This is a genomic window from Rhizobium halophilum, from assembly GCF_021648825.1.
GTDB classification, from domain to species: Bacteria; Pseudomonadota; Alphaproteobacteria; order Rhizobiales; family Rhizobiaceae; genus Neorhizobium; species Neorhizobium halophilum.
This window is the reverse complement of the sequence record NZ_JAKJHS010000001.1, coordinates 212,987-239,691: the sequence shown is the minus strand read 5'-3', so window position 1 is coordinate 239,691 and position 26,705 is coordinate 212,987. Positions and strand designations below refer to the sequence as shown.

Below are 26,705 nucleotides of genomic sequence, written 5' to 3'. Positions count from 1 at the left end.
CGGGACTGGTATCGGAAGGTTTCGTTACAGCGTGATGTCAGGCATACGCGTGGTACGCGATGATCAGTTTGGCAAGAGCGCTGGGCTGATCAGGGCGCCGTGATGGCGCACGACGACGGATGCAACGGCCGCGCCGTAGGCGGCTGCGTCTTCGGGAGACGAGTCGCGCACAAGACGGGACAGAAAGCCCCCGTTGAAGCTGTCGCCAGCACTCGTCGTATCAACCACTTCAAGGGCGGGGACGGCCGGCACATGGGTGGTGCCTTCGCCGAAGCTCAGCGTCGCGCCGTGCTCGCCGTTCTTGACCACCACGCTCTCGACTCCAAGACTGTGGTAGCGGGCGATGGTAGCGTCGATGCTCCCGTCGCCGAAGTGAGTCGTTTCATCATCGAAGCTGGGGAGGACGAGGGTTGCGGCGCGGGCGCCGTCGCTGATCGTCTTCAGCATTGTCTCTTTGTCGGACCAGAGCCGCGGGCGGACGTTCGGATCGAAAGCGACGCGCTTGCCGGCCGCCTTGGCGCGGCGCAGTTCTGCGAGCAGCGTGTCATTGGCTTCGGGCGTCAGAATGCCGAGCGTGATGCCGGAGAAATAGACGATATCCGCGGCCTCGATGCAGGCGCGCAGGTGATCGGCATCGTCGGCAAGCTTGCGGGCGGCGGCGGTGTCGCGCCAGTAGCTGAAGGTGCGTTCACCGTTCTTCAGGGTAATAAGATAGAGGCCCGGTGTCTTGCCGGGAATACGGCGGATGGCGCCGGTGCCGATGCCCGCTTCCTTCATGAAGGTCAGCATCTCAGACGACATCGGATCGTCGCCGAGGGCAGTGAAGTAATCCACTGTCCAATCTGCAGGCAAGCATGCACGCGCATACCAGGCGGTGTTGAATGTGTCGCCGGCGAAACCGCGGCGCAACAGACCTTCGCCGGCCTGCGACAACTCAACCATGCATTCCCCAATGGATAACAGACGTCCCGCCACCGCGCTCTCCCTCAACCGCACCAGTTTGGCAATAGGCTGAACTTCCGAGCGAGGCAAGCTGCTGTGGGCAGGCGGGGTACGGCGGCAGATTGAGTTTGTCTTTTTTATCCATGGCTCTAGGTTGCCTTCGCGTTGCGAAACAGGAGACGGCGATGGCAGTGGACAGGGGCACGACGGCAGGTTCAGATTGGTGGCGTGGGGCCGTCATCTACCAAATTTATCCGCGCTCCTTTCAGGATACGAATGGCGACGGGATCGGCGACCTGAAGGGGATCACTCAACGGCTGCCGCATATCGCCTCGCTTGGCGTCGACGCCATCTGGCTGTCACCCTTCTTCACGTCCCCCATGGCCGACATGGGCTATGACGTGTCGAACTATTGCGATGTCGACCCGATGTTTGGAACGCTCGCCGATTTCGACGCGATGATGTCGGAGGCGCACCGGCTAGGGCTGAAGGTGATCATCGACCAAGTGATCAGCCATACCTCCGACAAGCATCCCTGGTTTGTCGAAAGCCGCACCAGCCGTACCAACGCCCGCGCCGACTGGTATGTCTGGGCCGATCCCAAGCCTGATGGGACGGCGCCAAATAACTGGCTGTCGATTTTCGGCGGGCCGGGCTGGGAATGGGATGGCGTGCGCAAGCAATATTACATGCACAACTTCCTGACGTCACAGCCGGACCTCAACTTCCATAATCCTGAGGTCCAGGATGCGGTGCTGGATGCCGTGCGCTTCTGGCTCGATCGCGGTGTGGACGGCTTCCGCCTCGACACGGTGAACTACTACTTCCACGACAAGCAGTTGCGCGACAATCCGCCGATGATCTACGACGCGGAGACGGCAGGGCTGGAGTCCGACACCAATCCTTATTCGATGCAGAATCACCTGCACGACAAGAGCCAGCCCGAGAACATCGAGTTCCTGAAGCGTCTTCGATCACTGATCGACAGCTACCCCGATCGGGCAACAGTGGGGGAGGTGGGTGACGGGCCGCGCTCGCTGACGACGCTTGCGATCTATACCAGCGGCAATGACAAGCTGCATATGTGCTACACCTTCGACCTCCTGGGACCAGCATTCTCCGCCCGCTTCATCCGCAGGGTCGTCTCGACCTTCCAGGACACGGTGGTGAACGGATGGGTGTGCTGGGCTTTCTCGAACCATGACGTGGTGCGGCATGTGACGCGGTTTGCCGAGAACCCGACGGAGCTCGAACGGGTGGCGAAGCTGTCGATCAGCGTGCTCGCCGCGCTGCGCGGGTCGATCTGTCTCTACCAGGGCGAGGAACTTGGGCTGACGGAGGCGGAGCTGACCTTCGAGGACTTGACCGACCCCTACGGGATCCGTTTCTGGCCTGCCTTCAAGGGCCGCGACGGATGCCGGACCCCGATGCCCTGGGAGGCGCAGAAGCATCACGCGGGTTTCACCGAGACAGGCCGTTCCTGGCTTCCTGTGCCGCCGGAGCATGTCGCCGCTGCCGTGGACGTGCAGGAGCTCGACCAGGGGTCGGTGTTACATCACTACCGGCAGACGCTGGCGTTTCGGAAGATGCATCCGCCGCTTCTCGATGGCGAGATGACCTTTGTTGACACCCACGATCGCGACCTGCTTGCCTTTATCCGGGAGAAGGAGGGTGAGCGGCTGCTTTTCGTCTTCAACCTGACGCGCGAGGCACAGGATTTTCCGTTGCCGGCAATGATGCGCAACTGCCTGCCGATCCCTGTGCCGGGATTCGAGCCAAGGGTGGAAGGCGGCGTGGTGAAGCTTGCGGCGCTGGATGCGTTCTGCGCGCGGATTTGAGACGGGGAGGACGCTGGCGCGAACCAACCCATTGGTTGTCGCGAAACGTCCGGCGGCTGCCGTTTACTTCAGGACTGAGCTCAAGCTAGATTTCTGATCACCCAGGAGAGGGTTTGGAGGAGAAATCGATGAGACGTGCTTGGCCTGCGGAACTAAGATCGCTGCTGGACGATGCCGAGGAGGTGATGCTGGATGTTCCAGTTTCCGAGCGGGCAGGTCGCGGCAATGCCGGAGAAACGCATCGACCGGCCCTGCGGGTGCGCGTGACGGAGGAGGACTACCGGCGCATTTGGCCGCTTGCCGAGGCGCGCTACAGGCTGGACGGAAAATATGCCGGCAAGGCGGTCACCCTGATCACCAACAATCCTCATTATCATGCCTGGCACCCTGCCGATGGGGGAACGGTGGACGCCACTTCGGACAGTGGTGCGCACTACAGCATCAAATATGTCGTGGTGCATCTTCTTCTCGATGACGTGCGCGAGGATGCAACAGCCGAGTAAGGCTCGCACCGCCGAACCGAATGCAGACGCAGCCACGTGCATGGCGCTCTCCGCGCTTCGCCGCCATCATGCTCCGCGGCGTTTCGAATGGCGCGGCAGGCGATGCGCTGGCTGGCCCATGGCAAGGTTTGCGCAATGCGCCTCGAAGGCTGCTCGCTTGCCTCACGCCTCCGCAAACCGTCCCGGCTCCTGCCGCAACCGTGCCACGTCCTGGATTGGCGGAGCGCCGAACAGGCGCCGGTATTCGCGGCTGAACTGGGAGGGGCTGTCGTAGCCGACATGCTGGGCCGCGGTGGCGGCATCGACGGCGCTGGTGAGGATGAGGCGCCGGGCTTCCTGCAGGCGGAGCTGCTTCTGGTACTGCAGCGGGCTCATGGCCGTCACATCGCGGAAATGCTGGTGCAGCGACGACGGGCTCATGCGCGCTTCCGCCGCCACCTGATCAATGGAGAAGGGGGCGGTGTAGTTCTGGCGGATCCAGGTGATGGCGCGGGTCACCTGCTGCAGGCGGCTGTCCGGCATCAGCATGCGGCGCACCTTGTGCGCCTGAGGCCCGCGCAGGAGGCGGTACATCAGCTCGCGCTCCGCAAGCGGCGCCAGATAGGCGATATCCTCCGGCGACTGCAGAAGCCGCAGCAGGCGCAGCGCCGAGTCGAGGAACTGCGGCGAGGTCTCAGCCAAGCAGATCGCCTTAGAGCATCCGCCCACGGGTTCGGCGGCGGGTGGCGTCACTTCCATGAACATCGCGCCGAGCGCCGGCAGGTCGAGATCAAGCCGGATGCATAGATAGGGCTTTTCTTCGCTCGCCTCGATGATCTGGCCGCTGACCGGCAGGTCGACGGAGACGACGAGGTGCCTTGCCGGACCATAGATGTAGATCTCGTCAGCGAGCATTACCTGCTTGGAGCCCTGCACGATAATGCAGAGCGCCGGATGCTGCACCGTCTGCAAAGGCTCCGTCTGCTTGGAGAAGCGCACCAGCGACAGGCGCGGAATGGAGGTCTCGAAGACGCCATCCTCGCTGGTGTTTTGTGCAACGATGGAGGCAAGCTCGTCCAGCTGAGGCATGTGGGTCGGTGTAGCCAGCATGGAAATCTCCAGATCTGCAGGGTTTTCTAAGGATAATGACTACGCCCGGTTCAGGCGAGAAGGAAGCTGAAAATCACGCCTTCGGAGGATCGTGCAATCATATTGGAGCTTCGGTCTACCGCCTGCCGCTGTTGATCGGCCATATTCCGCCTCGTCCGATGCAGCCAACCCCGGACAGAAATGGAGATGGTGATGGACAATTTCCAGCGTCTACTCGGAAGCCCCTTTCGCTGGCTTTCAGGCCTTGGCGGCCACCTTTTCCAGGAGATCCGCAGCGCCCTTGCCCGACGGCGCCAGCAGGACCTCAGACGGAAATACATGAATGGCTGAGTGCGATTTGCGCCACCGCTTCGCACTCGCCGCCTTCACGGCGGCCTTCGTCTTCATCGCCGGCGTGACTGCGTTCGCCGGCGACATGCCACAGGAGAACATCATGAACACACATCCCTATGTCGGTCTCTGGGTCACCCCCGACGACTACATCCGCTATGAGCTTCTGCCGAACGGCCGCTATTTCGAGTCTCGCGGTCACCGCGAGCGCGTCTATCACGGCGAGTATCGCGTGACCGGCGACCATATCGACTACAAGGACGACAGCGGCTTCATCGCCGACGGCGAGTTCCGCAACGACGTGCTGTACCACGCCGGCGTGATGCTGACGCGGGGGTGAGTTCGTCGTTCAGCTGCGGGGACCCTCGGCGGAAACGACGACGGGTCGGCCCTTCAGCTGAAGCAGAAATTCGCCTCGCCCCACCGGCACCAGCTGGATGGGCGAGGCCTTGTCGGCCAGGCGCCGACGCAGAAGGAGCAGCCGGGTCTCAAGATTGTCCTTGAACTCCGGCAGACGCAGCGAAGCCTCCAGCCGAAGCTCCCGGTTGGTGAAGCCGAGACGACCGGTTTCCAGATGAACCCGCAGGATGTGGTTCAGCAGCCGGCCGGCAATCCCTTTGATGATGTAGTCCCCCGCAATGAAGATGCTGTCGTCGAACTGGAAGTGGCGGACCTCGATGACCGGCAGCGCCGGCTCCGCCGCTGGCCGTTCAAACTGCCGGTCGGTCTTGGGGGCCTCCGCTTGCGCTTCCGAAAGCGCCACGAGCGCGGCGAGGTGCTGCGCCGCGATGATGAGTGCCGACTCGTGGACATTGGTGAAAGCAAGCCGCTGGCGGCTTTCCGCACCCAGCACGCCCTGCAGTTCCCCGTGCACGATCATCGGTACTGCGATCTGGCTCAGGCTGTCGGGATCCATCGGCACTGCAATGGTGCGGGTGAGGTTCTCGTCTCGCGTCGACTTACGGACGGCCTCGCCGTAGCGGCGCGTTCGGCTGAGGTCGCTAATCTTGACCGTCTCGCCTGTTGCGGCCGCCCCGCCGAAGATGCCGGAGCCGAATGCTATTTCCGAGCCGACGCCGGAGCGCTCGTAGCCGAGGCTTGCCGCCGTGGTCAGGATACGGGACTCATGATCGGCCATGAAGACGACCGCGCGGTCGCAGCCGAGTGACGTTCGCATCCAGGCGAGCAGTTCGTCGATGGCATGATCGAGACTGCTGCCGGGCGCGATGAGCCTCCTTGTCATTTCGGCTGTTGCGGTGAGAAGCGGTTCCCGCTGCGGCGGCGTGACTGGCGTGGGTGACGGGGCAGGGGTGAGCGTCACGCTTTCGACGCGGAAGATATCGACACCGCGCAGCCGCATGATGCCGGTCATGCCGACCTGGCTGCTGGATGCGCCAAGCTGGCTCGACATCCTGGAGAACAGTGGCCCCTCAAAGATCGTACGGACGAAGACCGCCCGCAGGCGGCACTGGTTCCCGTTCGTGCCATCGACCAGCAGGATGGCGGCATGCGGGTTTTCTGCGAGATTTGCCGCCGTTGTGGCGAAGAACTGGTTTGACAGTCCGACGTGCTCCTCGTCCACCAGCACGACATGCGAGATAGGAGACGTTTGGAATGCCATCCGCCGAACAGGTTGCTATGATGGAGGGGACGACGCCTTCGAAGAAGCGCTCCATCTCGGACAGCCGCAGCGAGACCTCCGTCATCTGCGCTCGCCCACCAACGTGCCGGCGTCAGCGCCGGGCGTCTTGATGGACAGGCTGCGGATCCCGAAGTGCGCCACGACCAGATCGCGCGGCATCAGCCACATCTCGGTCATCGCCGTCGGCACGCCCTGGTCGACGAGGGCTGCCGTTGCCGCCGCGATGTAGCGGTTACAGAGACTATAATGTTGGGGGGTGCAGTCTCTAAGGGTGGCGCGGCCTTTAATCTGATAAGCGCGGTAGTCGGCGACGCGAACAAAGGTTACCGCCACCTCGCCGGTGTCGCGCAGATTGGCGACGGTCTCGGGCCATTGCCAGGCCGAAACCAGCACCTCGACGGTATTGCCGGGGGCAAGCACGCGGCAGCCGACGCCACGGCCGATGTCCGGCAGCTTGCCGCGGCTGCAGGTGCCGAGGATGATCATCACCTCGCCTTGGATGAAGTCCGCAATGTCCGGATCCAGATGCACCTTTGGTCCCGCCATCCCTTCGTCGCGTCAAAATAGTCGCGTCGGAACGGACTTAGCAAACTTTTAGGAAGCCCTCTCGGTGGATGCGCTCTAGAAGCCGCCTCGTTCTTCAACCGGGGTGACCACCATGTTCAACATCGACCAATATACGCAGCGCACCGGCCTTGCGTCCTGCCAGGCCAACGAGGCGGGGCTGTTTGCACTCCAGCGGGCTCAGCTTTCGACAATCGCCTTTGAAAACATCGATCCTTATCTCGGCAGCGTACCGAGTCTGGAGTCGCACCAGATCTGGGCGAAGGTCGTCACCGGCGGCCGGGGCGGCTACTGCTTCGAGCTTAATTGTGTCTTCGGCGAAGCTCTCCGGCATTTCGGCTTCACTGCACGCCCGATCCTTGGCCGTGTGCGGATGGGTGCCCCCGTTGGTGGGATAAGAGCTCATCTTGCCTGGATCGTGATGATCGGTGGAGAGGAATGGCTGGCGGACGCGGCCTTCGGCGGCCCAGGGCCGCGCGACCCGATGCGGCTTCAGCCGGGCGTGCAGGTCAGCGGCGGTACGGAGTTTCGTTTGCGCCGAGATCAGGAGACAGGCGAGTGCGTGCTGGAGCGGCACAATGCCGACGGCTGGTTTGGCCTGTACGGCTTTAACGAACTGCACTTCACCCGCGAGGACATCGAGGGCGCCAACCAGTTGTGCGCGACCTGGGACATGCTTCCCTTCCGCAACAACCTGATGATGAGCATCCGCCTGCCGGCGAGGATGTGGCACTGCTTGGCCGCAACCTCCGGCGGGTTGGGGATCAGGGGCCGGTCGATGCGCAGATCGCCTCCGCCGATGAGCTGGCTGGCCACCTGAGGGGCCTATTCGGTCTGCGCCTGGACGACACGACCGTGGCGCAGATCTGGCGCCGGTTGAACGAGGCTGAAAGCCTGCCGGCGGCTGCGTGAGCTAGATCAGCGCGAACTTGTCCACGTCCACCATGCCCCTGTCGGAAATCTTCAGATGCGGGATGACCGGCAGGGGGAGGAAGGCGACCTGAAGGAAGGGCTCTTCGAGCGTGGTGCCGAGCGCGTAGGCGGCCTTGCGCAGGTCGTGCAGCGTGTCGCGGACCACTTCATACGGCTCGAGGCTCATGAGGCCTGCGACCGGCAGCGCGATTTCGCCGGTGACCTTTCCGTCTTCGACCACGACGAAGCCGCCCTTGATCTCGCCGAGGCGATTGGCGGCGAGCGCCATGTCGTCCTCCGAGACGCCGACGACGCAGATGTTATGGCTGTCGTGGCCGACGGTGGAGGCGATCGCGCCCTTCTTGAGCCCAAAGCCCTGGACGAAGCCGTTCGCGTGGTTGCCGTTCCTGCCGTGGCGCTCAATGACGGCAACCTTGATGATGTCGCGGGTAAGATCGACGCCGGTCTGGTTGCCGTCGGCGGGCAGGCGATAGCGACGGTGTTCGGTGATGATCTTGCCCGGCATGACGCCGATCACCGGCGTCTCGCCCTCGCTCACCGGCACACCGAAATGCATGGCCTGAACGGGCCGCGCCTTGACGCTGTCGAGGCCGACGGGGGCGACGGGCTTGCGGGTGGCGAAGAGATCGTCGGTGACGCGGCGGCCGGCCGCGAAGACCATCTCCGCCTTGCAGTTTTCCAGGCTGTCGACGACGACGAGGTCGGCACGCCAGCCGGGGGCGACGAGGCCACGGTCACGCAAACTGAAGGCACGGGCGGCGGAGATGGAGGCGGCGCGGTAGACGGCGATGGGTTCGACGCCGTTGGCGATGGCGGTGCGGATCATGTAGTCGAGATGGCCTTGCTCCGCGATGTCGAGCGGGTTGCGATCATCGGTGCAGAGCGCCAGGAAGGGCGACAGGCGCTCGGTGATGATCGGCATCAGCGCGTGGAGATCTTTGGAGACGGAGCCTTCGCGCACAAGGATGTGCATGCCCTTGCGGATCTTTTCCATCGCCTCTTCCGCCGTCGTGCATTCGTGCTCGGTACGGATGCCGGCAGCGAGATAGCCGTTCAGGTCATTGCCGCGCAGGAGCGGCGCATGGCCGTCGATATGGTTGTCCCAGAAGGCGTCGAGCTTGGCCAGGCAGCCGGGGTCCTTGTGGATGACGCCGGGGAAGTTCATGAACTCGGCAAGGCCGATCACCTTGGGGTGGTCGCGGAAAGGCAGGAGCTTCTCGATCGGCAGAACGGCGCCGGCGGTTTCCAGATGGGTCGCGGGCACGCAGGAGGAGAGCTGGACGCGGATGTCCATGATCGTTTGTTCGGCAGAATCGAGGAAAAGGCGGATGCCTTCCTCGCCCAGCACATTGGCAATCTCGTGCGGGTCGCAAATGGCGGTGGTGACGCCGTAAGGCAGGACGCAGCGGTCGAATTCGTGCGGCGTGACGAGCGAGCTTTCGATGTGGAGATGTGTATCGATGAAGCCGGGTACGACGATGCGGCCGGAGATGTCGATTTCGGTTTTGCCGGCATAGTCGCCGCAGGTGCCGACGATGCGCTCGCCGCAGATGGCGATGTCCGAGGCAACAAGTTCGCCGGTGACGAGGTCGAAGAAGCGTCCACCCTTCAGCACGATGTCGGCCGACTCACGCCCGGTGCCCTGGTCGATCAGCTTTTCGAGGCGCTGGCTCATTTCGGTTCTCCGCATTGTTCTCCCAGAGGGTTCTAGAATCTGCGTGGCGTCGGGGGAAGGGTGGTTCGGCGCTCACGGGTCAAATGGCGCTGGAACCGGATGTGCGGATCAGCTAAGGATCGCGCATGAGCAATGCATGGAAGAGCGCGGTCCTGATCTCGATCGGCGAGCCGTCTGTGGAGACAGCCATCGGTAGCGTGCAGGCGGCCTCTTGGGCGATGATCGAGGATTGGCCACTGGACGAGGGGCCAGCGCTCGATCGCGCGCTTCTTGCTTGCGCCGCCGTGATTGAAGGCAAGCGCAAGGCGGACGATGCTCGTGCAGCATTCGCGGCCGCGGCCGAAGAGGCGGGCATCCTGCTTCGCTCGTGATATCCCCGTCGGTCAGCAGCCGTTGAAGCCCTGCTTTCGTTGAAATGTCCAACACCCCCGACACGATATCTCGACAGCCGGAAAGCGGCGCCTATCTCTGACCGGATGAAAAGAGCAATCGTGACAGGTGGTGCCGGCCTGATCGGCACAGGTTTATGCGCAGCCCTTGGCCAAGCCGGTTTCGAGGTGGCATCCTTCGACTTGGAACAGGGACCAGAGGGGGCGCGGCAGATCCATTGCGACGTCGGCGACGAGACATCGGTCGCCGGCGCCTTCGAGGAGCTCGGCTGGGACAGCCTGGACCTGCTGGTGAACAATTCCGGAATTGCCGGTCCAACGAATGGGCCGATCTCGGACCTGTCGCTAGAGGACTGGCGGAAGGTGACCGACAGCCATCTGACGGGCGCCTTCCTGATGACGCGTTCGGCGGTGCCGCTGATGGGCGAGGGTGCATCGATCATCAACATGGCATCCACCCGCGCCTTCATGTCCGAGCCCGAAACCGAAGCCTATGCGGCATCGAAGGGCGGGCTGGTGGCGCTGACCCATGCGCTCGCCGTCAGCCTCGGACCAAAGATCCGGGTTAACGCCATCGCCCCGGGCTGGATCTCCGGCGAGGAGGATCTGCGGCCGGTCGATCATGAGCAGCATCCGGTCGGGCGCGTCGGGCGGCCGAAGGACGTCGCAGATGCGGTGCTCTACCTTGCCTCCGCCGGCTTCGTGACCGGCCAGGTGCTGGTGCTCGACGGCGGCATGACTCGCAAGATGATCTACGCAGAGTAACGGCCTTAGAGGTCAATCGAGGTCCGTCTGGATCCAACGCGGCGAATGGTGGATGTCGATTGTCTGCAGCCGGCCCGGGCCGAGGTTCTCGAACCGGTGCGGCACACCGGCCGGTCCGAGGACGGCTTCTCCCGCACTGGCCTCGATGACCGCATCTCCGACGAAGAAGCGCGCCCGGCCTGCGATGACGACGAAGGTCTGGTCATAAGGGTGGACGTGCAGGCGCGGCCCTTCGCCGGGCGTGTCGTTGCCATAGGCGAGCACAGTGACCTGACCTCCGAGCGCCTCTCCCGCGAGGAAACCGCGCCAGGGACCGGCGGAATCGGGGTCGAACAGCACGCCCTTGGCGGATATTCTGCCGTCAGGTTTCACGCTCTCTGGGTCGAAATCTCGTCTGGCCAACCTGCACCTCCCACACCTTCTTCATCTTCGACAGGATGTCAGCGACCGATGCGCCGGCCAACAAAAAAAGCGGCCGTCGCCGGCCGCTTCTTTTTGAGGTCGCGGTCGAAGCCTTATTCGACCGGCACGATCTTGCCGTCTTCCCACTTGTAGAGGTCGAAGGTCTGCGAGGTTAGGTCGCCGGCTTCGCCATAGGTGACGTCGCCGATCGCCGTGTTAATGGGCGAGCCGTCCTTCAGGGCCGCGGCAACGGCTTCCGTGTCCTCGGCAGTGCCGGCCTTCTCGATACCGGCCTTGATGACCTGAACGGCGGCATAGGCGTTGAGCGTGAAGGCCTCGGCCGGGATGTTCTTGGCCGCCAGCGCATCGGCGGCAGCCTTGGACGAGGGGTTCTTCGTCGCATCGGTTGCATTGGTGAAGACCGTGCCTGCCGCTTCCTCGTTGGCGATGCTCCAGTATTCGCTGTTGGACAGGCCGTCGCCGCCGATGATCGTGGCATCGACGCCGATGTCGGCGAGCTGGCGGGCGAGCAGGCCTGCTTCCGGATGGTAACCGCCGAAATAGACGACATCGACGTTTTCCGACTTCAGCCGGGTCGTCAGCGCGCTGAAGTCCTTGTCGCCGGGGGTGAGGGCGTCGTTCAGGACTTCATCGACGCCGCCTGCGTTCAAGGTTGCCTTGAAGGCGTCGGCGAGGCCTTTGCCGTAGGCGCCCTTGTCGTTGATGATTGCAACGCGCTTGTCCTTCATGTTTTCGAGCACGTAATTCGCGGCGACCTCGGCCTGCTGGTCGTCGCGGCCGGTGGTGCGCAGCACGTTAGGCAGGCCGCGTGCGGTCAGGTCCGGGGCGGTTGCCGTTGGGGTCACCATCAGCACGCCGTTTTCCGCCAGCACGTCGGAGGCGGGGATGGCGACGCCGGAGGTCACGGGGCCTACGACGAAGCGCACGCCCTCGCCGACCAGTTGGTTGGCGGCGGAAACGCCCTGCTTCGGCTCGCCGGCGTCATCCGCGGGCTTCAGCACGACCTGTTCGCCGAGAATGCCGCCGGCCTTGTTGATTTCCTCGACCGCCGTCTCAGCGCCGTTTTGCACCTGGGCGCCGTAAGCGGCGACGGGACCGGTAAGCGGTGCGATGAGGCCGATGACGATCTCGGCATGGGCGAGGGGGGCGAAAGCGAGCGACGCGAGCATGGTCGCGCCGGCGAGAAGTTTCCGGTTCATCGTGGTTCTCCTTGGATCGGGCCGCGGCCCTGTTCGTCCCGCCGGCGGTCGGCCCGCATCAGCCGGTAAGGGCTGTGCCAAGAGAGCGTCCGTGGCAGGTCCTTTGCCCGGCGCGCCATGTTTGGCTGCAGCACAAGCACTTCGAAGTCCTATCGGCTCCATTTGGCCTTCGCAAGGATATTGCTTAAAAATGATGCGTGTTGATCAAGTTGCTGCTGCAGCGGTGCCAGCCGATGCTCAAATATTGGCTTGGCCTGCGGCCTTCTCGTCAAGAAGGGCCCGGATAAAGGACCGGATCTGGCGGTTGAAGGCGGCGAATTGTTCAGGAGACATACCTGATCGGCGCAGCAGCGTCTCGCCGAGGCAGCGGCACTGCTTCACGCGGTCCTTGCCGGCAGGCGTCAGGAAGACGTTGACCTGGCGTTCGTCGATCTTGCTGCGGCGGCGCTCGAGAAGACCTGCCTGTTCCAGCCTTTTGACCGGCGGAGTGATTGTGCTGGATTCTAGAGATAGCCGCTCGGCGATGGCGCCGATCGTCAGACCGTCGTTCTCAGCCAGCGTGCTCAGCACGAGGTATTGCGGATAGGTGATCCCCATTTCGTCGAGCATCGGCTTGTAGGTGCGGTTGATCGCGATGTTGGCGGCATAGAGGGAGAAGCAGAGCTGCTCATCCAAGGGGTAGGCGGCGAGGGTGGTCATGGCGTTGCTCCCGAACTTTTCCATTGTCGTTTTCGTCGGATAGCGCCTTCTCTAGCAGAAAAATATATCGCGATAAAGTTTTTTGTGGACATTATCTCCGGCAGCCTCTATAAGATATTTATCGCGATAGATATTCCTTACGTCGCGGTCGTATCCGACGTGTCAGCAAGCCGACATGCATGGGTGCGATAATCCGGAGCCCAGTGGCTTCGATTTTCACAAGATCACATTGGAAAGGGTAGCAATATGAGCAGCAATTTTATCACCACCGAAGACGGTGCGCAGATCTTCTACAAGGACTGGGGTTCAAAGGACGCCCAGCCGGTCGTCTTCCATCATGGCTGGCCGCTGAGCTCGGACGATTGGGATGCACAGATGCTGTTCTTCCTCGGCAAGGGCTACCGCGTCATCGCTCACGATCGCCGAGGCCATGGCCGTTCCAGCCAGACCGACACCGGCAACGAGATGGACACCTATGCCGCAGACGTTGCGGCGCTGGTATCCCATCTCGACCTCAGGAACGCGATCCATGTCGGGCATTCTACAGGGGGCGGGGAAGTCGCACGCTATGTTGCTCGCTACGGCGGCAACGGCCGGGTCGCCAAGGCCGTGTTGCTGGGTGCCGTTCCGCCGATCATGGTCAAGACGGAAACCTACCCGGGCGGCCTGCCACCGGAGGTGTTCGACGGGTTCCGCGAGGCATTGCTCGCCAACCGGGCGCAGTTCTTCCTCGACATCCCGACCGGTCCCTTCTTCGGCTTTAACCGGGAGGGGGCAGAGGTCTCGCAAGGCGCGATCCGCAACTGGTGGCGCCAGGGCATGATGGGCGGGGCCAAGGCCCACTATGATTGCATCAAGGCCTTCTCGGAAACCGACTTCACTGAAGACCTGAAGGCGATCGAGGTGCCGGTTCTCGTCATGCATGGCGACGACGACCAGATCGTGCCGATCGAGAACTCCGCCCACCTGGCGGTCAAGCTCCTGAAGAACGGCACGCTGAAGGTCTACGAAGGTCTGCCGCATGGCATGGCGACAACCCATGCCGACATCATCAACGCGGACCTGCTCGACTTCTTCCGAGGCTGAATCGCCGTGATGCGCAAGAAGGCGGCTTCGGCCGCCTTCGGTATTTCATGACTGGGCGAACAGACTGGCGGCGGCTTTTCCCAGGGCGGCAAGACGTCGGTAGTGGTCGGCGCGGACGCTGCCCCGGCGCCAGAAGAAGCCGATCGTGCGGGAGCCGGGCCAGCCTTCAATCCGCAGCAGATGCACGTTCTGCTCGCCCTGGAACTCCGACCGGACATAAAGTTCCGGGAAGAGCGACAGGCCCATGTCGATCGACACCATCTGCCGCAGCGCGTCGAGGCTGGTGCCTTCATAGTCCTCGACCAGATGAGCGCCGGAAGCGCGGGCGAGATCGCGGACGGTATCGAGGAGGCGATGGCCGCGGCCGAGGGTGAGGAGCGGCTCGTGCGCCAGCGAGGCAAGATCCACCGTCTCCCGGCCAGCCAGCCGGTGCCCCCGCGGGATGCCGAGAAAGATCTGCTCTTCAAAAATCTCCGCGAACTCGAACATATCTTCGTCGGGGACAGGCCCCAACCCGCAATCGATGCTGCCGTTCAGGACCTGTTCCTCCAGTATGAGCGGGCGCTCCTCCCGGATGTGCAGCTTGAGCTGGGGGTATTCCTGGCGAAGCCGCGGCAGCAGATGGGGCAGGAAATAGGGTCCGAAGGTCGGAACGGCGCCAAGCCGGATCAGCCCGCCGAGCGAATCCCGGTTGGCGGAAGCCATGGCCACCATGCCGTCCAGCGTGTTGAGTACCGTCCGGGCCGAGGCGATGATGTCGGCGCCTGCGGGCGTCGGGGCGATCAAGCCGGGCGTCCGATCAATGAGGGCGCAGCCCAGCCGCTGTTCGAGGAGAGCGATCTGCACCGACAGCGTCGGCTGCGAGACGTGGCAGCGCTTTGCGGCCTCGCCGAAGTGGCCGGTCTCGCCGAGCATCACGAGGTATTCGAGCTGACGGATCGTCGGACGATAAGCCATGGCAATAGCTTTAAGCTATCGATTCGATACAATCAATCAATTTGATTAATGGTCGTCCACCTGGCAACGTGATTGCGTAGGAACGGAGATCGACATGAACCGACTGTTGAAAGCACTCAAAGCCAGGCACGCGATCATGGAGACGCGCGTGATGGAGGAACAACGCAGGCCGAAGCCTGATCCGATCCGGTTGAAGTCGCTGAAGACGATCAAGCTTCAGCTGCGCGACCAGATCGCCTCGCTCGAACGACTGCTCAGAGAATCGACGGCACCGGTGACGAACCGTCTGCGACCGAAGCGCCGCATCCTCACGTCCTGACTGCCTCCCGCCGTGACCGACCGCCAGCCGGTATCCACCCCGGCTGGCGGTCTTTCTGCGCGGTAAGGGGGCTGAAAGCTTCTTCTGGGCGGATCCGGCGCCAGCCGCCGCTCTTCCGTACACAATCCGAACAACATCCAGCCGGCTGCGCCTGACGGATAATTCCGGCGGGCGATACAGCGCGGCCTTTCGCGCGAGCTCACCCATGGATCTCTACCTCGATCTGGCCGCCCAGAATCTTCTCTCGGCGCCCGTCCTATTCTTCGCACTCGGCTTCTTTGCAACACTCGCCGGGGGACATCTGGCGCTGCCGGGAGGGGTGGGCAAGATGATGGCGCTCTACCTGATGCTGGCTATCGGCTTCAAGGGCGGAGCATCCGTCAGCGCTCACGGCCTCAGCCCGCAAATCCTTACAGCGCTTGGCATAGGTATCCTCCTGTCGGCAAGCATGCCGCTGCTGGGCCATATCATGCTCGGGGCCATGACCAGGCTGGGGCCGCGGGACCGTGCGGCGATTGCCGCCCATTACGGCTCGATCTCGATCGTCACCTTCGTGGCCGGCAGCGACGCGCTGACGCGGCTCGGGATCGGCTTCGACGGCGGAATGGTGGCAGTGGCCGCGGCCATGGAGGCCCCGGCGATCCTGACGGCGCTGTGGCTGATCCTGCGCCATCCGATGCCGGGAGCCGATCCCGAGATGGCGCAGAGCCGGCAGAAGGCGGCGCTACGGGATGTCATGCTCAACGTCACCATCGTCATCCTGATCGGCGCCTTTGCCATCGGTGCGGTGACCGGAGAGAAGGGGCTGGGCGAGCTTTCCGGCTTCGTCATCGATCCGTTCCGCGGCGTGCTCTGCCTCTTCCTCCTGGACCTCGGTGCCGTGGCGGGAAGTGGCATCCGCAAGGAGTGGCGGCTCCTGTCCCCGGGGCTTCTCGGGTTTGCGCTGGCCATGCCGCTGATCGGTGCTTCGCTCGCGCTGGTGCCGGCATTGGCTGCCGGACTATCGGTGGGAAACACGGCGCTTCTCGTCACGCTTGCCGCCAGCGCGTCCTATATCGCCGTACCCGCCGCGATGCGGATCGCGGCACCTGATGCACGGCCGGAGATCTATCTCAGCCTGTCGCTGGGGCTGACATTCCCGTTCAACCTTGTCGCGGGCCTGCCGATCTACGTCCAGCTGGCGAGCCTCGGCGCCTGAGATCGAAGCAGAAAGGTCGGCCCATCCGCCCTTTCTGAATTCGGGATGCTTCGTTCAGATGTTGCTCTTCCGGATTTCGGATCACCGCTCGCGGATCTCGTTGAAGACGGCGAGCGCCTCGGCGCTCGCCTCTTCGTCGTTCAACAGGGGAACGGCGGCCATCGTATCATCCTCTAGACCAGCGCCAGCACACGTGCCGGGCCGCCGGTGCCGCCTCTATGCTTCGGCGCTCCCACGACGATCGTCGCGCCTTTCACCGGTAGTTCCTCGAGATTGGCCAGCGCCTCGATGCCGTAGCGGCCGGCGGGAAGCCATGAGTTGTGCACGGCGAAATCTGCCGAATTGCCGGGGTCGATCGACAGAGTATCGACACCGATCGCCACGACGTCGAGCGTCAGCAACAGGTCGGTCGCCGACTTGCCAAAGCCGGGGAAGGCAAAATTGCCCTCGGCATCGTTGCGGAAGGACGCCTCCTTGACCTTCGTCGCCCAACCCGAACGCAGGGCGACGATGGCCCCTGCCGGAATTTCGCCATTGGCACTGATCCAGGCTTCGATATCGGCGGCCTCGACCGCGGTGTTGGCCTCTTCCCTGGCCCGATCCGTGATGTCGACGATGACGAGCGGCGCCACGAGTTTTTCCGGCTCGATCTGGTCGACGCTGGTGCCGTCGGCGCTGAAATGGAAGGGAGCGTCGATATGGGTTCCGGTGTGTTCGAAGATGGTCAGCTTGTGAAGCTGGTAGCCGTTCTGGGCGAATTCGACGGCCCATTCGTACTCGACCCCCGGGTTGCCGTCGAAGGTCGGGAAGGTTGAATCATAGGCATGGGTGAGGTCGATGACCTTGCTGGCGGGCTGGGCGAGGACCTCGCGTGGCGTGCTCGTCGCGACCATGGCGGCAGCCCCGGCGAAGGCTGCTCCCTTGAACAGCGACCGGCGCGACAGCATGTTCCGCTTCACGTTTTCGATGACGCAGTGATTGCACATTGGAATTCCCCTCTTATTAGGATTTGCGCCGCCTGAGAGTAATCCAGAACCGCCGGGGAGCAAGGCCGTCTCGACGAAGCTACGGGCAGGGACGAAGAGATGCCTCAGGTGAGGGCCAAGAATCAAAAGAGGCCCCGGAGGGCCTCTCGTTGGTGCAGACCTTGCGCCGGCATCCGAACCGGTGGATGCCCGGAGAGACGGGTCAAATGTTTGACTTCAGGATCCCGCGCAGCTTGCCGAAGATCTCGTCGATGTGGTGCTTCTCGGCGATCAGCGGCGGCGACATAGCGATGATGTCGCCGGTGGTGCGGATCAAGAGGCCGTTCTCGTAGGCCTTGAGGAAGGCGGAGAAGGCGCGCTTGGTGGGCTCGCCGGCGATCGGATCGAGTTCGATCGCGCCGATCATGCCGATGTTGCGGATGTCGATCACGTTCGGCAGGTCCTTCAGCGAATGCAGGCCGTCCTCCCAGTAGGGCGCCATGTCGCGGGCGCGGTCGAAGAGGCCTTCCTCCTTGTAGGTTTCCAGCGTTGCGAGGCCGGCGGCGGCGGCAATCGGATTGCCCGAATAGGTGTAGCCGTGGAAGAACTCGATCATGTGCTCCGGGCCGCTCATGAAGGCGTCGTGGATCTCGGAGCTGACGAGAACGGCACCCATCGGGATGACCCCGTTGGTGAGGCCCTTGGCCGTCGTCATGATATCGGGCGTGACGCCGTAGTATTGCGCGGCAAAGGGCGTTCCCATGCGGCCGAAGCCGGTGATGACCTCGTCGAAGATCAACAGGATGCCGTGCTTCGTGCAGATGTCGCGGAGCTTCTGAAGGTAGCCCTTCGGCGGGATCAACACGCCGGTCGATCCGGCAACCGGCTCGACGATCACGGCGGCAATGGTCGAGGCGTCATGCAGGGTGACGATGCGCTCCAGTTCGGAGGCGAGGTCGCCACCGTGCTCGGGCTCGCCGCGGGTGAAGGCATTCTTGCCCGGCTGGTGGGTGTGCGGCATATGGTCGACGCCGGTGAGCAGTGTGCCGAACATCTTGCGGTTGGCGACGATGCCGCCGACGGAGATGCCGCCGAAGTTGACGCCGTGATAGCCGCGCTCGCGGCCGATCAGGCGGAAGCGCGAACCGTTGCCCTTCACGCGATGATAGGCGAGGGCGACCTTGAGGGCGGTGTCGACCGACTCCGATCCGGAATTGGTGTAGAGGACGTGGTTCAGGCCGTCCGGCGCTATGTCGACCAGGCGGTTGGCGAGCTCGAAGGCCTTGGGGTGGCCGAGCTGGAAAGCGGGAGCATAATCCAGTTCGCCGGCCTGTTCGCGGATCGCCTCGGTGATCTTCGGTCGGCAGTGGCCGGCATTGACGCACCAGAGGCCGGCCGTCGCATCGAGAACCTGGCGCCCGTCATGCGTCGTATAGTGCATATCCTTCGCACCGACGAAGAGGCGCGGCTCCTTCTTGAACTGGCGGTTTGCCGTGAACGGCATCCAGAACGCGCGAAGATCGTTCGGCGTGGTGTTTAGGCGGTTGGACATGACATGCTCCCCGTCCGGCAGAAGCCGGCTTTTGACTGAATGGTCAAATTATCAGGGGCGTCAGGCCCGTCAACTGCCGTCAACAGATTCTGCCATTCGCGATTGCAGGCGCGCCAAAGAAAGATCACGTCGCAATGTGAGCGCTAACATCAAGCGGCTGCAACGCTTGCACGTAGCGGCTTGCAGTAGATCTCTTCCAGCGAGCCCAATACCTTCAGAACCGCCGGCGAGGCGCAGGAATAATAGATCGTCTGCGCGTCGCGTCGTGTCTTCACCAGCTTCTGAGCGCGTAGCTTTGACAGATGTTGTGACAAGGCCGACTGGCTAAGGCCCACTTGCCCGGCCAGCACGCCAACCGCCATCTCGTTCTCGACGAGGCAGCACAGAATAAGAAGGCGCTTCGGATTTGCCATCGCAGAAAGCAATCCGGCGGCGGCCAACGAATGCTCGGAAAGTGGCATCGTTTCCATGTCTATAGATATCCCCTTGAAGCGCGGAGGCTTCATAATGCCCAATTGTGAAAGCGAAAGATTAGCAAGTATCGGATATAGTTGTATATCCCTAATTTTCAGGTGACGGTATGCCTTGTGCGTTCCTGCCCGAGAAAGACGAAATATAGTAAAAGGCGTCGGCGGCGGTCGGAACGGAGCGCTGGAACTCGTGTCTGACCTGAAGATCGCCGCAGGTCAGATCGAAACCAAGGGGATCGACCCCGCTGAAGCGCCAGTTTCGGTCTTTTTCTGAAAACAGATGGTCAGCAAGCGCGCGTGCAACCTGCGGCAGGTCGCGAAGTTTCCGCTGGAGCGCTTGCCATTCGGCAACTGCGGGCACCTCCTGCAAGGTGATGTCCTCCGGCGACAGCAGATAGGCCCGCCCGAAACCACCATTGAGTGAGGCCGTCCGAGGCGTGAGCCGGAAAAAGCGGAAGTCGGGGAAATCAACGTAGAGGGCAGCTTTTGGATGATAGTCCAGGAAGCGCTCGCGGAGCCACTCCTGCGTCCCGCTCGGCTTCTCCACGGGGGCGGCGACACATTGCAGCGTGATGCGCGAATGGGCAAGGGGATCGCCCTTTCCGGGTTCACCCGCCAGCAGCGAACACCGAGGGTCGGCTACCAAGCCCTTGGTGTGGCCGGACAGCGCGGAAACGAGAACGACGGGAACGCCGTCGAGATCGGGCGCAGTCAGTGCACGGCTGACCGCCGGAAATCCCGTTTCGGGATCCATCACCGCCAGGCTCATATGCCGGGCGCAGTGGATGAGGCTGCGGGACAGACGGCGTGCTTCCTCGTCCGTCTCCCGCAGCACTTGCGGCCTGTCCTGGGAGAGCGAGGTCACGCTTCGTCCGTCTGACGTCGATGTCGCGTCAGCCCCGAAATGATGTCGTCGGCGGAGATCGTGCCGATCACGACGCCGTTGTCGATGACGCCGATCGTTCCGGGCTGGCGCGAGAGGGCGTCCAGAATGTCGACGAGGGGAGTGCTGGCCGTTGCGGTGGCCGCGACACCGACAGACGATCCGCCGTCGGCGACGCCGCGCCGCATGACATCACCGGCCGACAGCATTGCGATCGGATTCATGTTCTGGACGAAGTCTGCGACGTACTGATTGGCCGGGTCTCGCACAATTTCCTGGGGCGTCCCACATTGGATGATGCGCCCGCCATCCATGATCGCGATGCGATTACCGATACGGAATGCTTCATCCAGATCATGGCTCACGAAAAGGATGGTTTTCTTCAGTCGTCGCTGAAATTCCAGCAGTTCGTCCTGCAGACGGGTTCGAATGAGCGGGTCGAGAGCCGAAAAGGGCTCGTCCATCAGCAGGATTGGCGCGCCGGTTGCAAAGGCGCGGGCAAGGCCGACGCGTTGCTGCATTCCGCCGGAGAGTTCACCGACCTTGCGGTCGGCCCATTGATCCAGGCTGACAAGTTCGAGTTGTTCCCCGACCCGCCGTTTGCGTTCGCTTTCGCGAACGCCAGCCAGTTCCAGCCCGAAGCCGACGTTTTCCTCAACCGTACGCCAAGGTAGCAGGCCGAACTGCTGGAAAACCATGGACACCGTGTTCGTCCGCAACTGGCGAAGTATCTTCGGGCTTGTCTTGTAGGGGTCAATGGCTCCTTCCGGCGTCATCACCTGGACGTCCCCGCGCGCCACAGGCGCGAGACCGTTGACGGCACGCAACAGTGTTGATTTGCCCGAACCGGATAGCCCCATGAGGACGAGAATTTCGCCCTCTCTCACCGTCAGCGAGGCGTCGGCGACGCCTACCACGATGCCGGTATCATTGCTGATTTCCTCCCTGCTCTTGCCTTCATCGATGAGTGTTAGAACGTGGGCCGGTTTTTCGCCAAAGACGATGTCGACGTTCTTGAAGACGACTGCATCCGTCATGTGGCGTCTCCTGAAGCGGGGCGGAACATCCGGTCAAGAATGATGGCCAGAACCACGATACAAAGGCCGGCTTCAAAACCGCGGGCGATGTTGACCGTGTTGAGGGCGCGGACAACAGGGACACCAAGCCCGTTGGCGCCGACCAGCGCGGCGATCACCACCATCGACAGCGACAGCATGATGGTCTGGGTCAGACCGGCCATGATCTGCGGCATGGCATAGGGGAGCTCGACCTTGCGAAGCACCTGTGCCGGGGTGGCGCCGAAGGCAACCGCTGCCTCGGTCAAGGCTTCCGGCGTGGACACAATACCTAGTCGCGTCAGGCGGATCGGGGACGGGATGGCGAAGATGACGGTGGCAATCAGGCCGGGGACCATGCCGAGCCCGAAGAGGATCAGCGCCGGGATCAGATAAACAAAGGTTGGGATCGTCTGCATCAGGTCAAGCACCGGGCGCATGATCTCGTAGAGCCATGCCCGACGGGCGGCCGCAATCCCCAGCGGCACTCCTACGAGCATGCTGACGGCCGTGGCTGCGAGGACCAGCGATAGCGTCTCCGTCGTTTCCTCCCAATAGCCCTGGTTGATGATGAGAAGCAAACCAAGTGCCGTGAATATCGCAACCCCGATCGACCTGCGAAACCACCAGGAGAGTGCCGTTATAGCAATGACGATCAGGATGGGGTGCGGGGTCTGGAGAATGAAAAGCAGGCCGTCGATGACCCGGGACAGGACGTCGGAGAGCCAGTCGAAGAACCAGGCTCCGTTGGCAGTCAGCCAGTCTACAAACGACTTGGCCCAGGGCCCGATTGGGATCTTGAAGTCGGTCAGCAGTTCCACGTCGGCACTTCCCGTTCACTGGTGAAGATAAGACCGGAGCTATCTGCTCCGGTCGCGGGTGGAAACGCCTCAGAGGCCGAGTTCTGACGTTACGGCAGCCATTGCGTCGCCGCCGTCTTTCGTGGTGACGCCCTTAAGCCATGGCTCAATCGCACCCGGATTGCTCTTCAGCCATTCGGTGGCGGCTGCTTCGGCTTCCTTGCCGTCGTTCAGGATACTGCCCATGATTTCGTTTTCCATCGGCAGTGTGAATCTCAGGTTCTTTACGAAGGTTCCAACATTCGGGCATTCCTCGATATAGCCGGCGCGCACATTGGTGAAGACTTCTGCGCCGCCGTAGTTCGGGCCGAAGACGTCGTCACCGCCAGAGAGATAGGTGAGGTCGAAGCTTGCGTTCATCGGGTGGGGCTCCCAGCCGAGGAAGACAATGGGCTCGCCGGCGCGATCGGCACGGGCGACCTGTGCAAGCATTCCCTGCTCGGACGATTCTACCACCTCGAAATCCTTCAGGCCAAAGGTGTCGTTGGCGACCATGTCGAGGATGAGACGGTTGCCGTCGTTGCCGGGCTCGATGCCATAGATCTTGCCGTCAAGCTCCTCGCTGTGTTCGGCAATGTCGCTGAAGTCCTTGATGCCGAGTTCGGCGCCCTTGGCGTTGGTCGCCAGGGTATATTTGGCCCCCGTTAGGTTCGGGCCGTAGGATTCCACCGACTTGTCCTGGCGGTAGGGCGCGATGTCACCTTCCATGGTCGGCATCCAGTTGCCGAGGAAAACGTCGATGTCCTTGTTCTTGAGCGAGCTGTAGGTCACCGGGACCGAAAGCACCTTGACGTCGGTTTCATACCCGAGCGCCTTCAGGATAACCGAGGCGGTCGCCGTGGTGGCGGTGATGTCTGTCCAACCGACGTCGGAGAGGCGAACCGTGGCGCATGATTCGGGTTCTGCCGCCACAGCAAGCTCCGCGAACGCGACAAGTGAAATCGCTCCAGCCAGCAGGATCTTCAAGGGTCTCGTCGTCGGCATCATCAGTGCTCCCTGTTTATGAATTTCGCGGTCATTAACAATATATGTGAAGATGAGGCAAGCTTGCTCCAAGGCGTCAGATCGTGTCGGCTTTGCAACGGGCGGCTCCCGATGCACCGGTTTGCGGCGTTTTTCTGTGGTTTCAGGTTCCTGTGGACTTTTCCTCAGGCCGTGTGCGCACCAGAAGACGCACATGGCCAAGCTCTACTTCAATTATGCCTCCATGAACGCCGGCAAGTCCACGCTTCTGCTGCAGGCGTCCTACAACTATCGGGAACGGGGAATGCACACCGTGATCCTGACCGCGGCACTCGACAGGCGGGCCGGGGCGGGGCGCGTCGCATCCCGGATCGGGCTTCACGCAGATGCGATTCCCTTCAGCGACGGCGATGACCTCTTTGCACTCATTGCCGAACTGCATGGCAAACATCCGGTGGCCTGTGTGTTTGTCGACGAGGCCCAGTTCCTGGCACCCGAACAGGTCTGGCAACTTGCCAGATTGGCCGACCGTTGCGGTATTCCCGTCATGACATACGGCTTGCGCACAGACTTCCAGGGCAAGCTTTTTCCAGGATCGCGGGAGCTGCTTGCGATCGCCGATGAGCTTCGCGAGGTGCGGACGATCTGTTTCTGCGGCCGGAAGGCCACCATGGTGGCGCGCCTGGACGAGGAGGGCAAGATCGTGCGCGAGGGGGCGCAAGTCGATGTCGGCGGCAACGAGAAATATGTTCCTTTCTGCCGGCGGCACTGGGAGGACAGGATCAACTGCGTCGAAGTTACTTGATCTTCGTCAAAGAGCGGCGGTGCCGAAGCGCCTATCAATCTCGTCGACGCCTCCCAAGGCGCACATCAGGAGATTGAAAATGCTCAAGACTGCAAAGACCGCTTTCGTTCTGGCCACCAGCCTCGCCGCTTTCGCTTTCCCGGCATTGGCTGCCGAGATCGAGGTGAAGATGCTCAACAAGGGCAGCGACGGTCAGGCAATGGTATTCGAACCGGCCGCCATCAAGGCTGCGCCCGGCGACACCATCAAGTTCATCCCGACGGACAAGGGGCATGATGCTGCCTCGGTCAAGGGGATGATCCCTGAGGGTGCCGAAGAGTTCAAGGGCAAGATGAACCAGGAGATCGCCATCACGGTCGACAAGGAAGGGGCCTATGTGGTCAAGTGCACACCCCACCTTGGTATGGGCATGGTTGCTCTGATTGTCGTCGGCGAGGGCGAGCCCGCCAATCTGGAGGCGGTCAAGACGGGCAAGCTTCCGAAGAAGGCACGCGAGCGGATCGACGCTGCGGCCGCCGAACTCGGCCTCTAGCCGTCTCTCATTCTTCGCATTCTGCAGGCCGCCGTGGTAAAATTCCGCGGCGGCCTTATGTTGCCGAGAGCAAACACGATGCGAGATGGCAATGGGATGGAGACGACGGGTCGAGGACGAGTTGGCGGCGCTGACGGAAGAACTGGAGGGGCTCGACCGGCAGATGGAAGCTACTGCGCAGGATGTCGCAAAGGCTGCGCGCGCCAAAACCATTCCGGAGGCTTGGCTGGACACAACGGGCGAGGATCTCGCCGCGACGATCTCGAAGGCGTGGGCAACAGCCCGGCAACCGCTGGCGGATTTGGTCAGCGCGGTGGGCAAGCGCGTCGACCGGGCAATGGCGCCGCTGGAGGATAAGCCGAAGCCGACGAGGTCCGAACGCCTGGGCCTCGCTTGGCGGACGTTGGTTGCCATGCGTTGGGCGGGCAATACGCGATCCGAGGTGATATCGCTCGATCAGGCGCTCTTGCTCTCCAACAACCTGCACACCTTGCTTGTGCCGCGCCGGGAGCGGGTGCTGAAGCTGCGAAACAAGGTGGAGTCGGATCTCCTGGATATGACCGGGCACCGGGCGGTCCTGGCCGATGCCATGGGTCGGTCGAGCGATCCGGAGCGACGAGAGGAAAGCACGGCATCGGCGAGGGTGGAGCTCTGCCTGACGGTCATTCAAAACCTGACGACGCATCTTAATCGACAGGTGATCGAGATGAACGCGCTGCTCAACAAGCTGTCGATCGACACGCAACGTGCGATCGTGTTGGCCTCCGTCGTGGCGGAAGACCGACCAGAATCGGCACAATCGGAGGGACTGACGAAGGCTGAACTCCCACAACTGGCGCAACTGATCAGCCTGAATGAAACGGGCATGCTATCGAGTGTGGGGCTCCAGCAGCGCAGAGGGCGCATCGACGCCCGCTTCGACGACTTTTTTGGAGAAGGCGCGCAGGCAAGGGCGTTGCTGGGGCCGGTTGAGGGGATGCAAGAGACGGTCTCGCCGTAAGCTTGGTGTGTCTCAGGACAGTTAGTCTTTGCTGCGGCCAGCGCGGTCCTTCTCCCAAGGTGGGCGGTTCGCTAGAACCAAAGGGTACAGCACGCGCCGCCGCCGTTCGCGCCGGCCTCATCACGATGAAGGTGGTGTTCAGAGCAAGGCAGATCAGTTTATCAGACCGAGCCGGAGCGCCTTGGCGACCAGTTGCGGACGGTTGACGCAGTCGAGCTTCTTGATGGCGTTCGTCATGTGGGTATTGATGGTGTGATCGGACAGCGAAAGTATCCGTCCGATCTCGACTGACGTCTTCCCCTGAGCCGTCCAACGCAGCACTTCGAGTTCCCTTGTCGACAAAGGACTGGGCAGCGACGATCGCTCCGCCCGACGGAGCTTCTCGAAAACATCGAATGCGTGCAGCGAGACCATGGCGAGCTCGTTGAGCTCACACCGGCTGACTGGGCTGCGGTTGCCGTCGAAGCGCAGCAGGAAGCGCTCGCCTTCGAGGGAATGGAGCGGCATGGCGACTGTCGTGGTGACGTTGAAGCGGCGCATCAACTGCCGTATGGGCGCAGGTACTTCACCTTCGTCCTCAAGGTCCTCAAGCGTCCAACTGCGGGGCAGCATGGTCCCAAATAGCGTCGGCAGGATCGGACATTGCGCAAGAAATCGGCTGCTGTCGTATTGACGCACAAAATCCGCAGGCAGTGTGCTGTCGATGAGGAGCCGCGACAGGAACTCGTCCTCGGCCATCGGTTTCGCCAGCAACGTGACGTATTCGAACTCGAAGGCTCGTGCGGCATGCTTAACAGCTGCCAGAACCTCTGCCTGAGAGCCTGCCGCGGCGATGGAGCGGCTCAAGGCATCCTGTCGCTCCCGCGTTTCCACCTTCACCACCGACTATCCAAAACTTCTGTTTCTGCTTTTCTCATCTGACCGATGCTACCCGCGCGCTCCTTCCCACGCATTTACGATCAACCGTCACATTTTACAAATCTAGTCGGATTTTGTCCGGTTCGGCAATTCGTCCCTCGCAGCAAAGAGGGCTGCGATGAGGGGCACGGACGGTGACGTGGGCAGTCTT

Annotated in this window: 30 protein-coding genes; 13 read left to right on the top strand and 17 right to left on the bottom strand. The window is 62.4% G+C overall.

Annotated features, from left to right (window positions below; all coding sequences use genetic code 11):
• Positions 1-63: 63 nt before the first annotated feature.
• Positions 64-975 carry a sugar kinase gene (locus tag LXM96_RS01240; protein ID WP_239996404.1) on the bottom strand — a complete coding sequence of 304 codons (912 nt, stop codon included), beginning with the start codon at positions 973-975 and terminating at the stop codon, positions 64-66.
• A 152-nt stretch (positions 976-1,127) separates the two neighbouring features.
• Here LXM96_RS01240 and bglA point away from each other — a divergent pair, with 152 nt between their 5' ends.
• The gene (gene bglA, locus LXM96_RS01235; protein ID WP_239996403.1) at positions 1,128-2,780 is read left to right on the top strand and encodes a beta-galactosidase BglA; all 1,653 of its coding nucleotides are present in this window, start codon (positions 1,128-1,130) and stop codon (positions 2,778-2,780) included.
• 128 nt (positions 2,781-2,908) lie between these two features.
• Positions 2,909-3,283 carry a hypothetical protein gene (locus LXM96_RS01230; RefSeq protein WP_239996402.1) on the top strand — a complete coding sequence of 125 codons (375 nt, stop codon included), beginning with the start codon at positions 2,909-2,911 and terminating at the stop codon, positions 3,281-3,283.
• Between the two features lie 162 nt (positions 3,284-3,445).
• Here the strand turns inward: LXM96_RS01230 and LXM96_RS01225 are convergent, their stop codons facing one another.
• The gene (locus LXM96_RS01225) at positions 3,446-4,372 is read right to left on the bottom strand and encodes an AraC family transcriptional regulator (protein ID WP_239996401.1); all 927 of its coding nucleotides are present in this window, start codon (positions 4,370-4,372) and stop codon (positions 3,446-3,448) included.
• 322 nt (positions 4,373-4,694) lie between these two features.
• Between LXM96_RS01225 and LXM96_RS01220 the strand changes: the two genes are divergently transcribed.
• Complete coding sequence (locus tag LXM96_RS01220; protein WP_317208184.1) at positions 4,695-5,042, top strand: Atu4866 domain-containing protein; 348 nt, start codon at positions 4,695-4,697, stop codon at positions 5,040-5,042.
• A 9-nt stretch (positions 5,043-5,051) separates the two neighbouring features.
• Here LXM96_RS01220 and LXM96_RS01215 read toward each other — a convergent pair whose 3' ends face one another.
• A complete protein-coding gene (locus LXM96_RS01215; protein ID WP_239996400.1) occupies positions 5,052-6,323 on the bottom strand; it encodes a GAF domain-containing protein in 1,272 nt (423 codons plus the stop codon).
• An 81-nt stretch (positions 6,324-6,404) separates the two neighbouring features.
• Positions 6,405-6,890: a pyridoxamine 5'-phosphate oxidase family protein gene (locus LXM96_RS01210; RefSeq protein ID WP_239996399.1), complete on the bottom strand. Its 486-nt coding sequence runs from the start codon at positions 6,888-6,890 to the stop codon at positions 6,405-6,407.
• A 112-nt stretch (positions 6,891-7,002) separates the two neighbouring features.
• Here LXM96_RS01210 and LXM96_RS01205 point away from each other — a divergent pair, with 112 nt between their 5' ends.
• Positions 7,003-7,728 carry an arylamine N-acetyltransferase family protein gene (locus LXM96_RS01205; RefSeq protein ID WP_239996398.1) on the top strand — a complete coding sequence of 242 codons (726 nt, stop codon included), beginning with the start codon at positions 7,003-7,005 and terminating at the stop codon, positions 7,726-7,728.
• A gap of 93 nt (positions 7,729-7,821) precedes the next feature.
• Here LXM96_RS01205 and ade read toward each other — a convergent pair whose 3' ends face one another.
• Positions 7,822-9,516, bottom strand: a complete 1,695-nt coding sequence (gene ade, locus LXM96_RS01200) for an adenine deaminase (protein WP_239996397.1) — start codon at positions 9,514-9,516, stop codon at positions 7,822-7,824.
• 125 nt (positions 9,517-9,641) lie between these two features.
• On the opposite strand from ade, the gene LXM96_RS01195 reads away from it, so the two are divergent.
• Positions 9,642-9,887, top strand: coding sequence for a DUF982 domain-containing protein (locus tag LXM96_RS01195; protein ID WP_239996396.1), 246 nt, complete (start codon positions 9,642-9,644; stop codon positions 9,885-9,887).
• 120 nt (positions 9,888-10,007) lie between these two features.
• Positions 10,008-10,670 carry an SDR family oxidoreductase gene (locus LXM96_RS01190; protein WP_239996395.1) on the top strand — a complete coding sequence of 221 codons (663 nt, stop codon included), beginning with the start codon at positions 10,008-10,010 and terminating at the stop codon, positions 10,668-10,670.
• Positions 10,671-10,682: 12 nt separating this feature from the next.
• Here the strand turns inward: LXM96_RS01190 and LXM96_RS01185 are convergent, their stop codons facing one another.
• The 3 genes from LXM96_RS01185 to LXM96_RS01175 form a co-directional block, all read right to left on the bottom strand.
• Entirely contained in the window at positions 10,683-11,072 is a 390-nt protein-coding gene (locus tag LXM96_RS01185) for a cupin domain-containing protein (RefSeq protein WP_239996394.1), read from the bottom strand.
• 113 nt (positions 11,073-11,185) lie between these two features.
• Entirely contained in the window at positions 11,186-12,292 is a 1,107-nt protein-coding gene (locus tag LXM96_RS01180; protein ID WP_239996393.1) for an ABC transporter substrate-binding protein, read from the bottom strand.
• 237 nt (positions 12,293-12,529) lie between these two features.
• Positions 12,530-12,991, bottom strand: a complete 462-nt coding sequence (locus LXM96_RS01175; protein ID WP_239996392.1) for a MarR family winged helix-turn-helix transcriptional regulator — start codon at positions 12,989-12,991, stop codon at positions 12,530-12,532.
• 246 nt (positions 12,992-13,237) lie between these two features.
• On the opposite strand from LXM96_RS01175, the gene LXM96_RS01170 reads away from it, so the two are divergent.
• A complete protein-coding gene (locus LXM96_RS01170; protein WP_239996391.1) occupies positions 13,238-14,077 on the top strand; it encodes an alpha/beta fold hydrolase in 840 nt (279 codons plus the stop codon).
• A gap of 45 nt (positions 14,078-14,122) precedes the next feature.
• Here LXM96_RS01170 and LXM96_RS01165 read toward each other — a convergent pair whose 3' ends face one another.
• The gene (locus tag LXM96_RS01165; RefSeq protein ID WP_239996390.1) at positions 14,123-15,034 is read right to left on the bottom strand and encodes a hydrogen peroxide-inducible genes activator; all 912 of its coding nucleotides are present in this window, start codon (positions 15,032-15,034) and stop codon (positions 14,123-14,125) included.
• A 94-nt stretch (positions 15,035-15,128) separates the two neighbouring features.
• Here LXM96_RS01165 and LXM96_RS01160 point away from each other — a divergent pair, with 94 nt between their 5' ends.
• The 3 genes from LXM96_RS01160 (at position 15,129) to LXM96_RS21535 (ending at position 16,728) form a co-directional block, all read left to right on the top strand.
• A complete protein-coding gene (locus LXM96_RS01160) occupies positions 15,129-15,353 on the top strand; it encodes a YdcH family protein (protein ID WP_239996389.1) in 225 nt (74 codons plus the stop codon).
• Between the two features lie 205 nt (positions 15,354-15,558).
• Positions 15,559-16,551 carry a sodium-dependent bicarbonate transport family permease gene (locus LXM96_RS01155; RefSeq protein ID WP_239996388.1) on the top strand — a complete coding sequence of 331 codons (993 nt, stop codon included), beginning with the start codon at positions 15,559-15,561 and terminating at the stop codon, positions 16,549-16,551.
• A gap of 45 nt (positions 16,552-16,596) precedes the next feature.
• Positions 16,597-16,728: a hypothetical protein gene (locus LXM96_RS21535; RefSeq protein ID WP_262913441.1), complete on the top strand. Its 132-nt coding sequence runs from the start codon at positions 16,597-16,599 to the stop codon at positions 16,726-16,728.
• On the opposite strand, the gene LXM96_RS01150 is transcribed toward LXM96_RS21535, so the two are convergent.
• The 7 genes from LXM96_RS01150 to LXM96_RS01120 form a co-directional block, all read right to left on the bottom strand.
• Positions 16,725-17,537 (bottom strand): cyclase family protein, encoded by an 813-nt coding sequence (locus tag LXM96_RS01150; RefSeq protein WP_239996387.1) that lies wholly within the window; start codon positions 17,535-17,537, stop codon positions 16,725-16,727. The genes LXM96_RS21535 and LXM96_RS01150 overlap by 4 nt on opposite strands.
• Before the next feature lie 202 nt (positions 17,538-17,739).
• On the bottom strand, positions 17,740-19,068 hold the full coding sequence (locus tag LXM96_RS01145) for an aspartate aminotransferase family protein (RefSeq protein WP_239996386.1): 1,329 nt from the start codon (positions 19,066-19,068) through the stop codon (positions 17,740-17,742).
• A gap of 149 nt (positions 19,069-19,217) precedes the next feature.
• Positions 19,218-19,538, bottom strand: coding sequence for an ArsR/SmtB family transcription factor (locus LXM96_RS01140; protein WP_239996385.1), 321 nt, complete (start codon positions 19,536-19,538; stop codon positions 19,218-19,220).
• Positions 19,539-19,629: 91 nt separating this feature from the next.
• Complete coding sequence (locus tag LXM96_RS01135) at positions 19,630-20,403, bottom strand: HugZ family pyridoxamine 5'-phosphate oxidase (protein ID WP_239996384.1); 774 nt, start codon at positions 20,401-20,403, stop codon at positions 19,630-19,632.
• On the bottom strand, positions 20,400-21,458 hold the full coding sequence (choV, locus tag LXM96_RS01130) for a choline ABC transporter ATP-binding protein (protein WP_239996383.1): 1,059 nt from the start codon (positions 21,456-21,458) through the stop codon (positions 20,400-20,402). Before choV ends, LXM96_RS01135 begins: the two co-directional genes overlap by 4 nt.
• Positions 21,455-22,297, bottom strand: coding sequence for a choline ABC transporter permease subunit (choW, locus tag LXM96_RS01125; RefSeq protein ID WP_239996382.1), 843 nt, complete (start codon positions 22,295-22,297; stop codon positions 21,455-21,457). Before choW ends, choV begins: the two co-directional genes overlap by 4 nt.
• Before the next feature lie 69 nt (positions 22,298-22,366).
• Positions 22,367-23,320 carry a choline ABC transporter substrate-binding protein gene (locus LXM96_RS01120; protein WP_239997172.1) on the bottom strand — a complete coding sequence of 318 codons (954 nt, stop codon included), beginning with the start codon at positions 23,318-23,320 and terminating at the stop codon, positions 22,367-22,369.
• A gap of 193 nt (positions 23,321-23,513) precedes the next feature.
• Here LXM96_RS01120 and LXM96_RS01115 point away from each other — a divergent pair, with 193 nt between their 5' ends.
• From LXM96_RS01115 to LXM96_RS01105, 3 genes are all read left to right on the top strand, one after another.
• A complete protein-coding gene (locus LXM96_RS01115) occupies positions 23,514-24,104 on the top strand; it encodes a thymidine kinase (RefSeq protein WP_239996381.1) in 591 nt (196 codons plus the stop codon).
• 79 nt (positions 24,105-24,183) lie between these two features.
• Positions 24,184-24,636, top strand: coding sequence for a pseudoazurin (locus tag LXM96_RS01110; protein ID WP_239996380.1), 453 nt, complete (start codon positions 24,184-24,186; stop codon positions 24,634-24,636).
• Positions 24,637-24,721: 85 nt separating this feature from the next.
• Positions 24,722-25,636 carry a V-type proton ATPase subunit C gene (locus LXM96_RS01105; protein ID WP_239996379.1) on the top strand — a complete coding sequence of 305 codons (915 nt, stop codon included), beginning with the start codon at positions 24,722-24,724 and terminating at the stop codon, positions 25,634-25,636.
• A gap of 153 nt (positions 25,637-25,789) precedes the next feature.
• On the opposite strand, the gene LXM96_RS21530 is transcribed toward LXM96_RS01105, so the two are convergent.
• On the bottom strand, positions 25,790-26,518 hold the full coding sequence (locus tag LXM96_RS21530; protein ID WP_317208183.1) for a LuxR C-terminal-related transcriptional regulator: 729 nt from the start codon (positions 26,516-26,518) through the stop codon (positions 25,790-25,792).
• Between the last annotated feature and the right edge of the window lie 187 nt (positions 26,519-26,705).

Coding starts and splice junctions, on each gene's coding strand:
- LXM96_RS01170 (WP_239996391.1), top strand. CDS start 13,238: ATGAGCAGCAATTTTATCACCACCGAAGACGGTGCGCAGATCTTCTAC.
- LXM96_RS01110 (WP_239996380.1), top strand. CDS start 24,184: ATGCTCAAGACTGCAAAGACCGCTTTCGTTCTGGCCACCAGCCTCGCC.
- LXM96_RS01140 (WP_239996385.1), bottom strand. CDS start 19,538: ATGGAAACGATGCCACTTTCCGAGCATTCGTTGGCCGCCGCCGGATTG.
- LXM96_RS01165 (WP_239996390.1), bottom strand. CDS start 15,034: ATGGCTTATCGTCCGACGATCCGTCAGCTCGAATACCTCGTGATGCTC.
- LXM96_RS01175 (WP_239996392.1), bottom strand. CDS start 12,991: ATGACCACCCTCGCCGCCTACCCCTTGGATGAGCAGCTCTGCTTCTCC.
- ade (WP_239996397.1), bottom strand. CDS start 9,516: ATGAGCCAGCGCCTCGAAAAGCTGATCGACCAGGGCACCGGGCGTGAG.
- LXM96_RS01210 (WP_239996399.1), bottom strand. CDS start 6,890: ATGGCGGGACCAAAGGTGCATCTGGATCCGGACATTGCGGACTTCATC.
- LXM96_RS01120 (WP_239997172.1), bottom strand. CDS start 23,320: ATGCCGACGACGAGACCCTTGAAGATCCTGCTGGCTGGAGCGATTTCA.
- LXM96_RS01230 (WP_239996402.1), top strand. CDS start 2,909: ATGAGACGTGCTTGGCCTGCGGAACTAAGATCGCTGCTGGACGATGCC.
- LXM96_RS01155 (WP_239996388.1), top strand. CDS start 15,559: ATGGATCTCTACCTCGATCTGGCCGCCCAGAATCTTCTCTCGGCGCCC.
- LXM96_RS01205 (WP_239996398.1), top strand. CDS start 7,003: ATGTTCAACATCGACCAATATACGCAGCGCACCGGCCTTGCGTCCTGC.
- LXM96_RS01145 (WP_239996386.1), bottom strand. CDS start 19,068: ATGTCCAACCGCCTAAACACCACGCCGAACGATCTTCGCGCGTTCTGG.
- LXM96_RS01115 (WP_239996381.1), top strand. CDS start 23,514: ATGGCCAAGCTCTACTTCAATTATGCCTCCATGAACGCCGGCAAGTCC.
- LXM96_RS01220 (WP_317208184.1), top strand. CDS start 4,695: ATGGCTGAGTGCGATTTGCGCCACCGCTTCGCACTCGCCGCCTTCACG.
- LXM96_RS01215 (WP_239996400.1), bottom strand. CDS start 6,323: ATGGCATTCCAAACGTCTCCTATCTCGCATGTCGTGCTGGTGGACGAG.
- choV (WP_239996383.1), bottom strand. CDS start 21,458: ATGACGGATGCAGTCGTCTTCAAGAACGTCGACATCGTCTTTGGCGAA.
- LXM96_RS01160 (WP_239996389.1), top strand. CDS start 15,129: ATGAACCGACTGTTGAAAGCACTCAAAGCCAGGCACGCGATCATGGAG.
- bglA (WP_239996403.1), top strand. CDS start 1,128: ATGGCAGTGGACAGGGGCACGACGGCAGGTTCAGATTGGTGGCGTGGG.
- LXM96_RS01150 (WP_239996387.1), bottom strand. CDS start 17,537: ATGTGCAATCACTGCGTCATCGAAAACGTGAAGCGGAACATGCTGTCG.
- LXM96_RS01195 (WP_239996396.1), top strand. CDS start 9,642: ATGAGCAATGCATGGAAGAGCGCGGTCCTGATCTCGATCGGCGAGCCG.
- LXM96_RS01180 (WP_239996393.1), bottom strand. CDS start 12,292: ATGAACCGGAAACTTCTCGCCGGCGCGACCATGCTCGCGTCGCTCGCT.
- LXM96_RS01225 (WP_239996401.1), bottom strand. CDS start 4,372: ATGCTGGCTACACCGACCCACATGCCTCAGCTGGACGAGCTTGCCTCC.
- LXM96_RS21535 (WP_262913441.1), top strand. CDS start 16,597: ATGCTTCGTTCAGATGTTGCTCTTCCGGATTTCGGATCACCGCTCGCG.
- LXM96_RS01105 (WP_239996379.1), top strand. CDS start 24,722: ATGGCAATGGGATGGAGACGACGGGTCGAGGACGAGTTGGCGGCGCTG.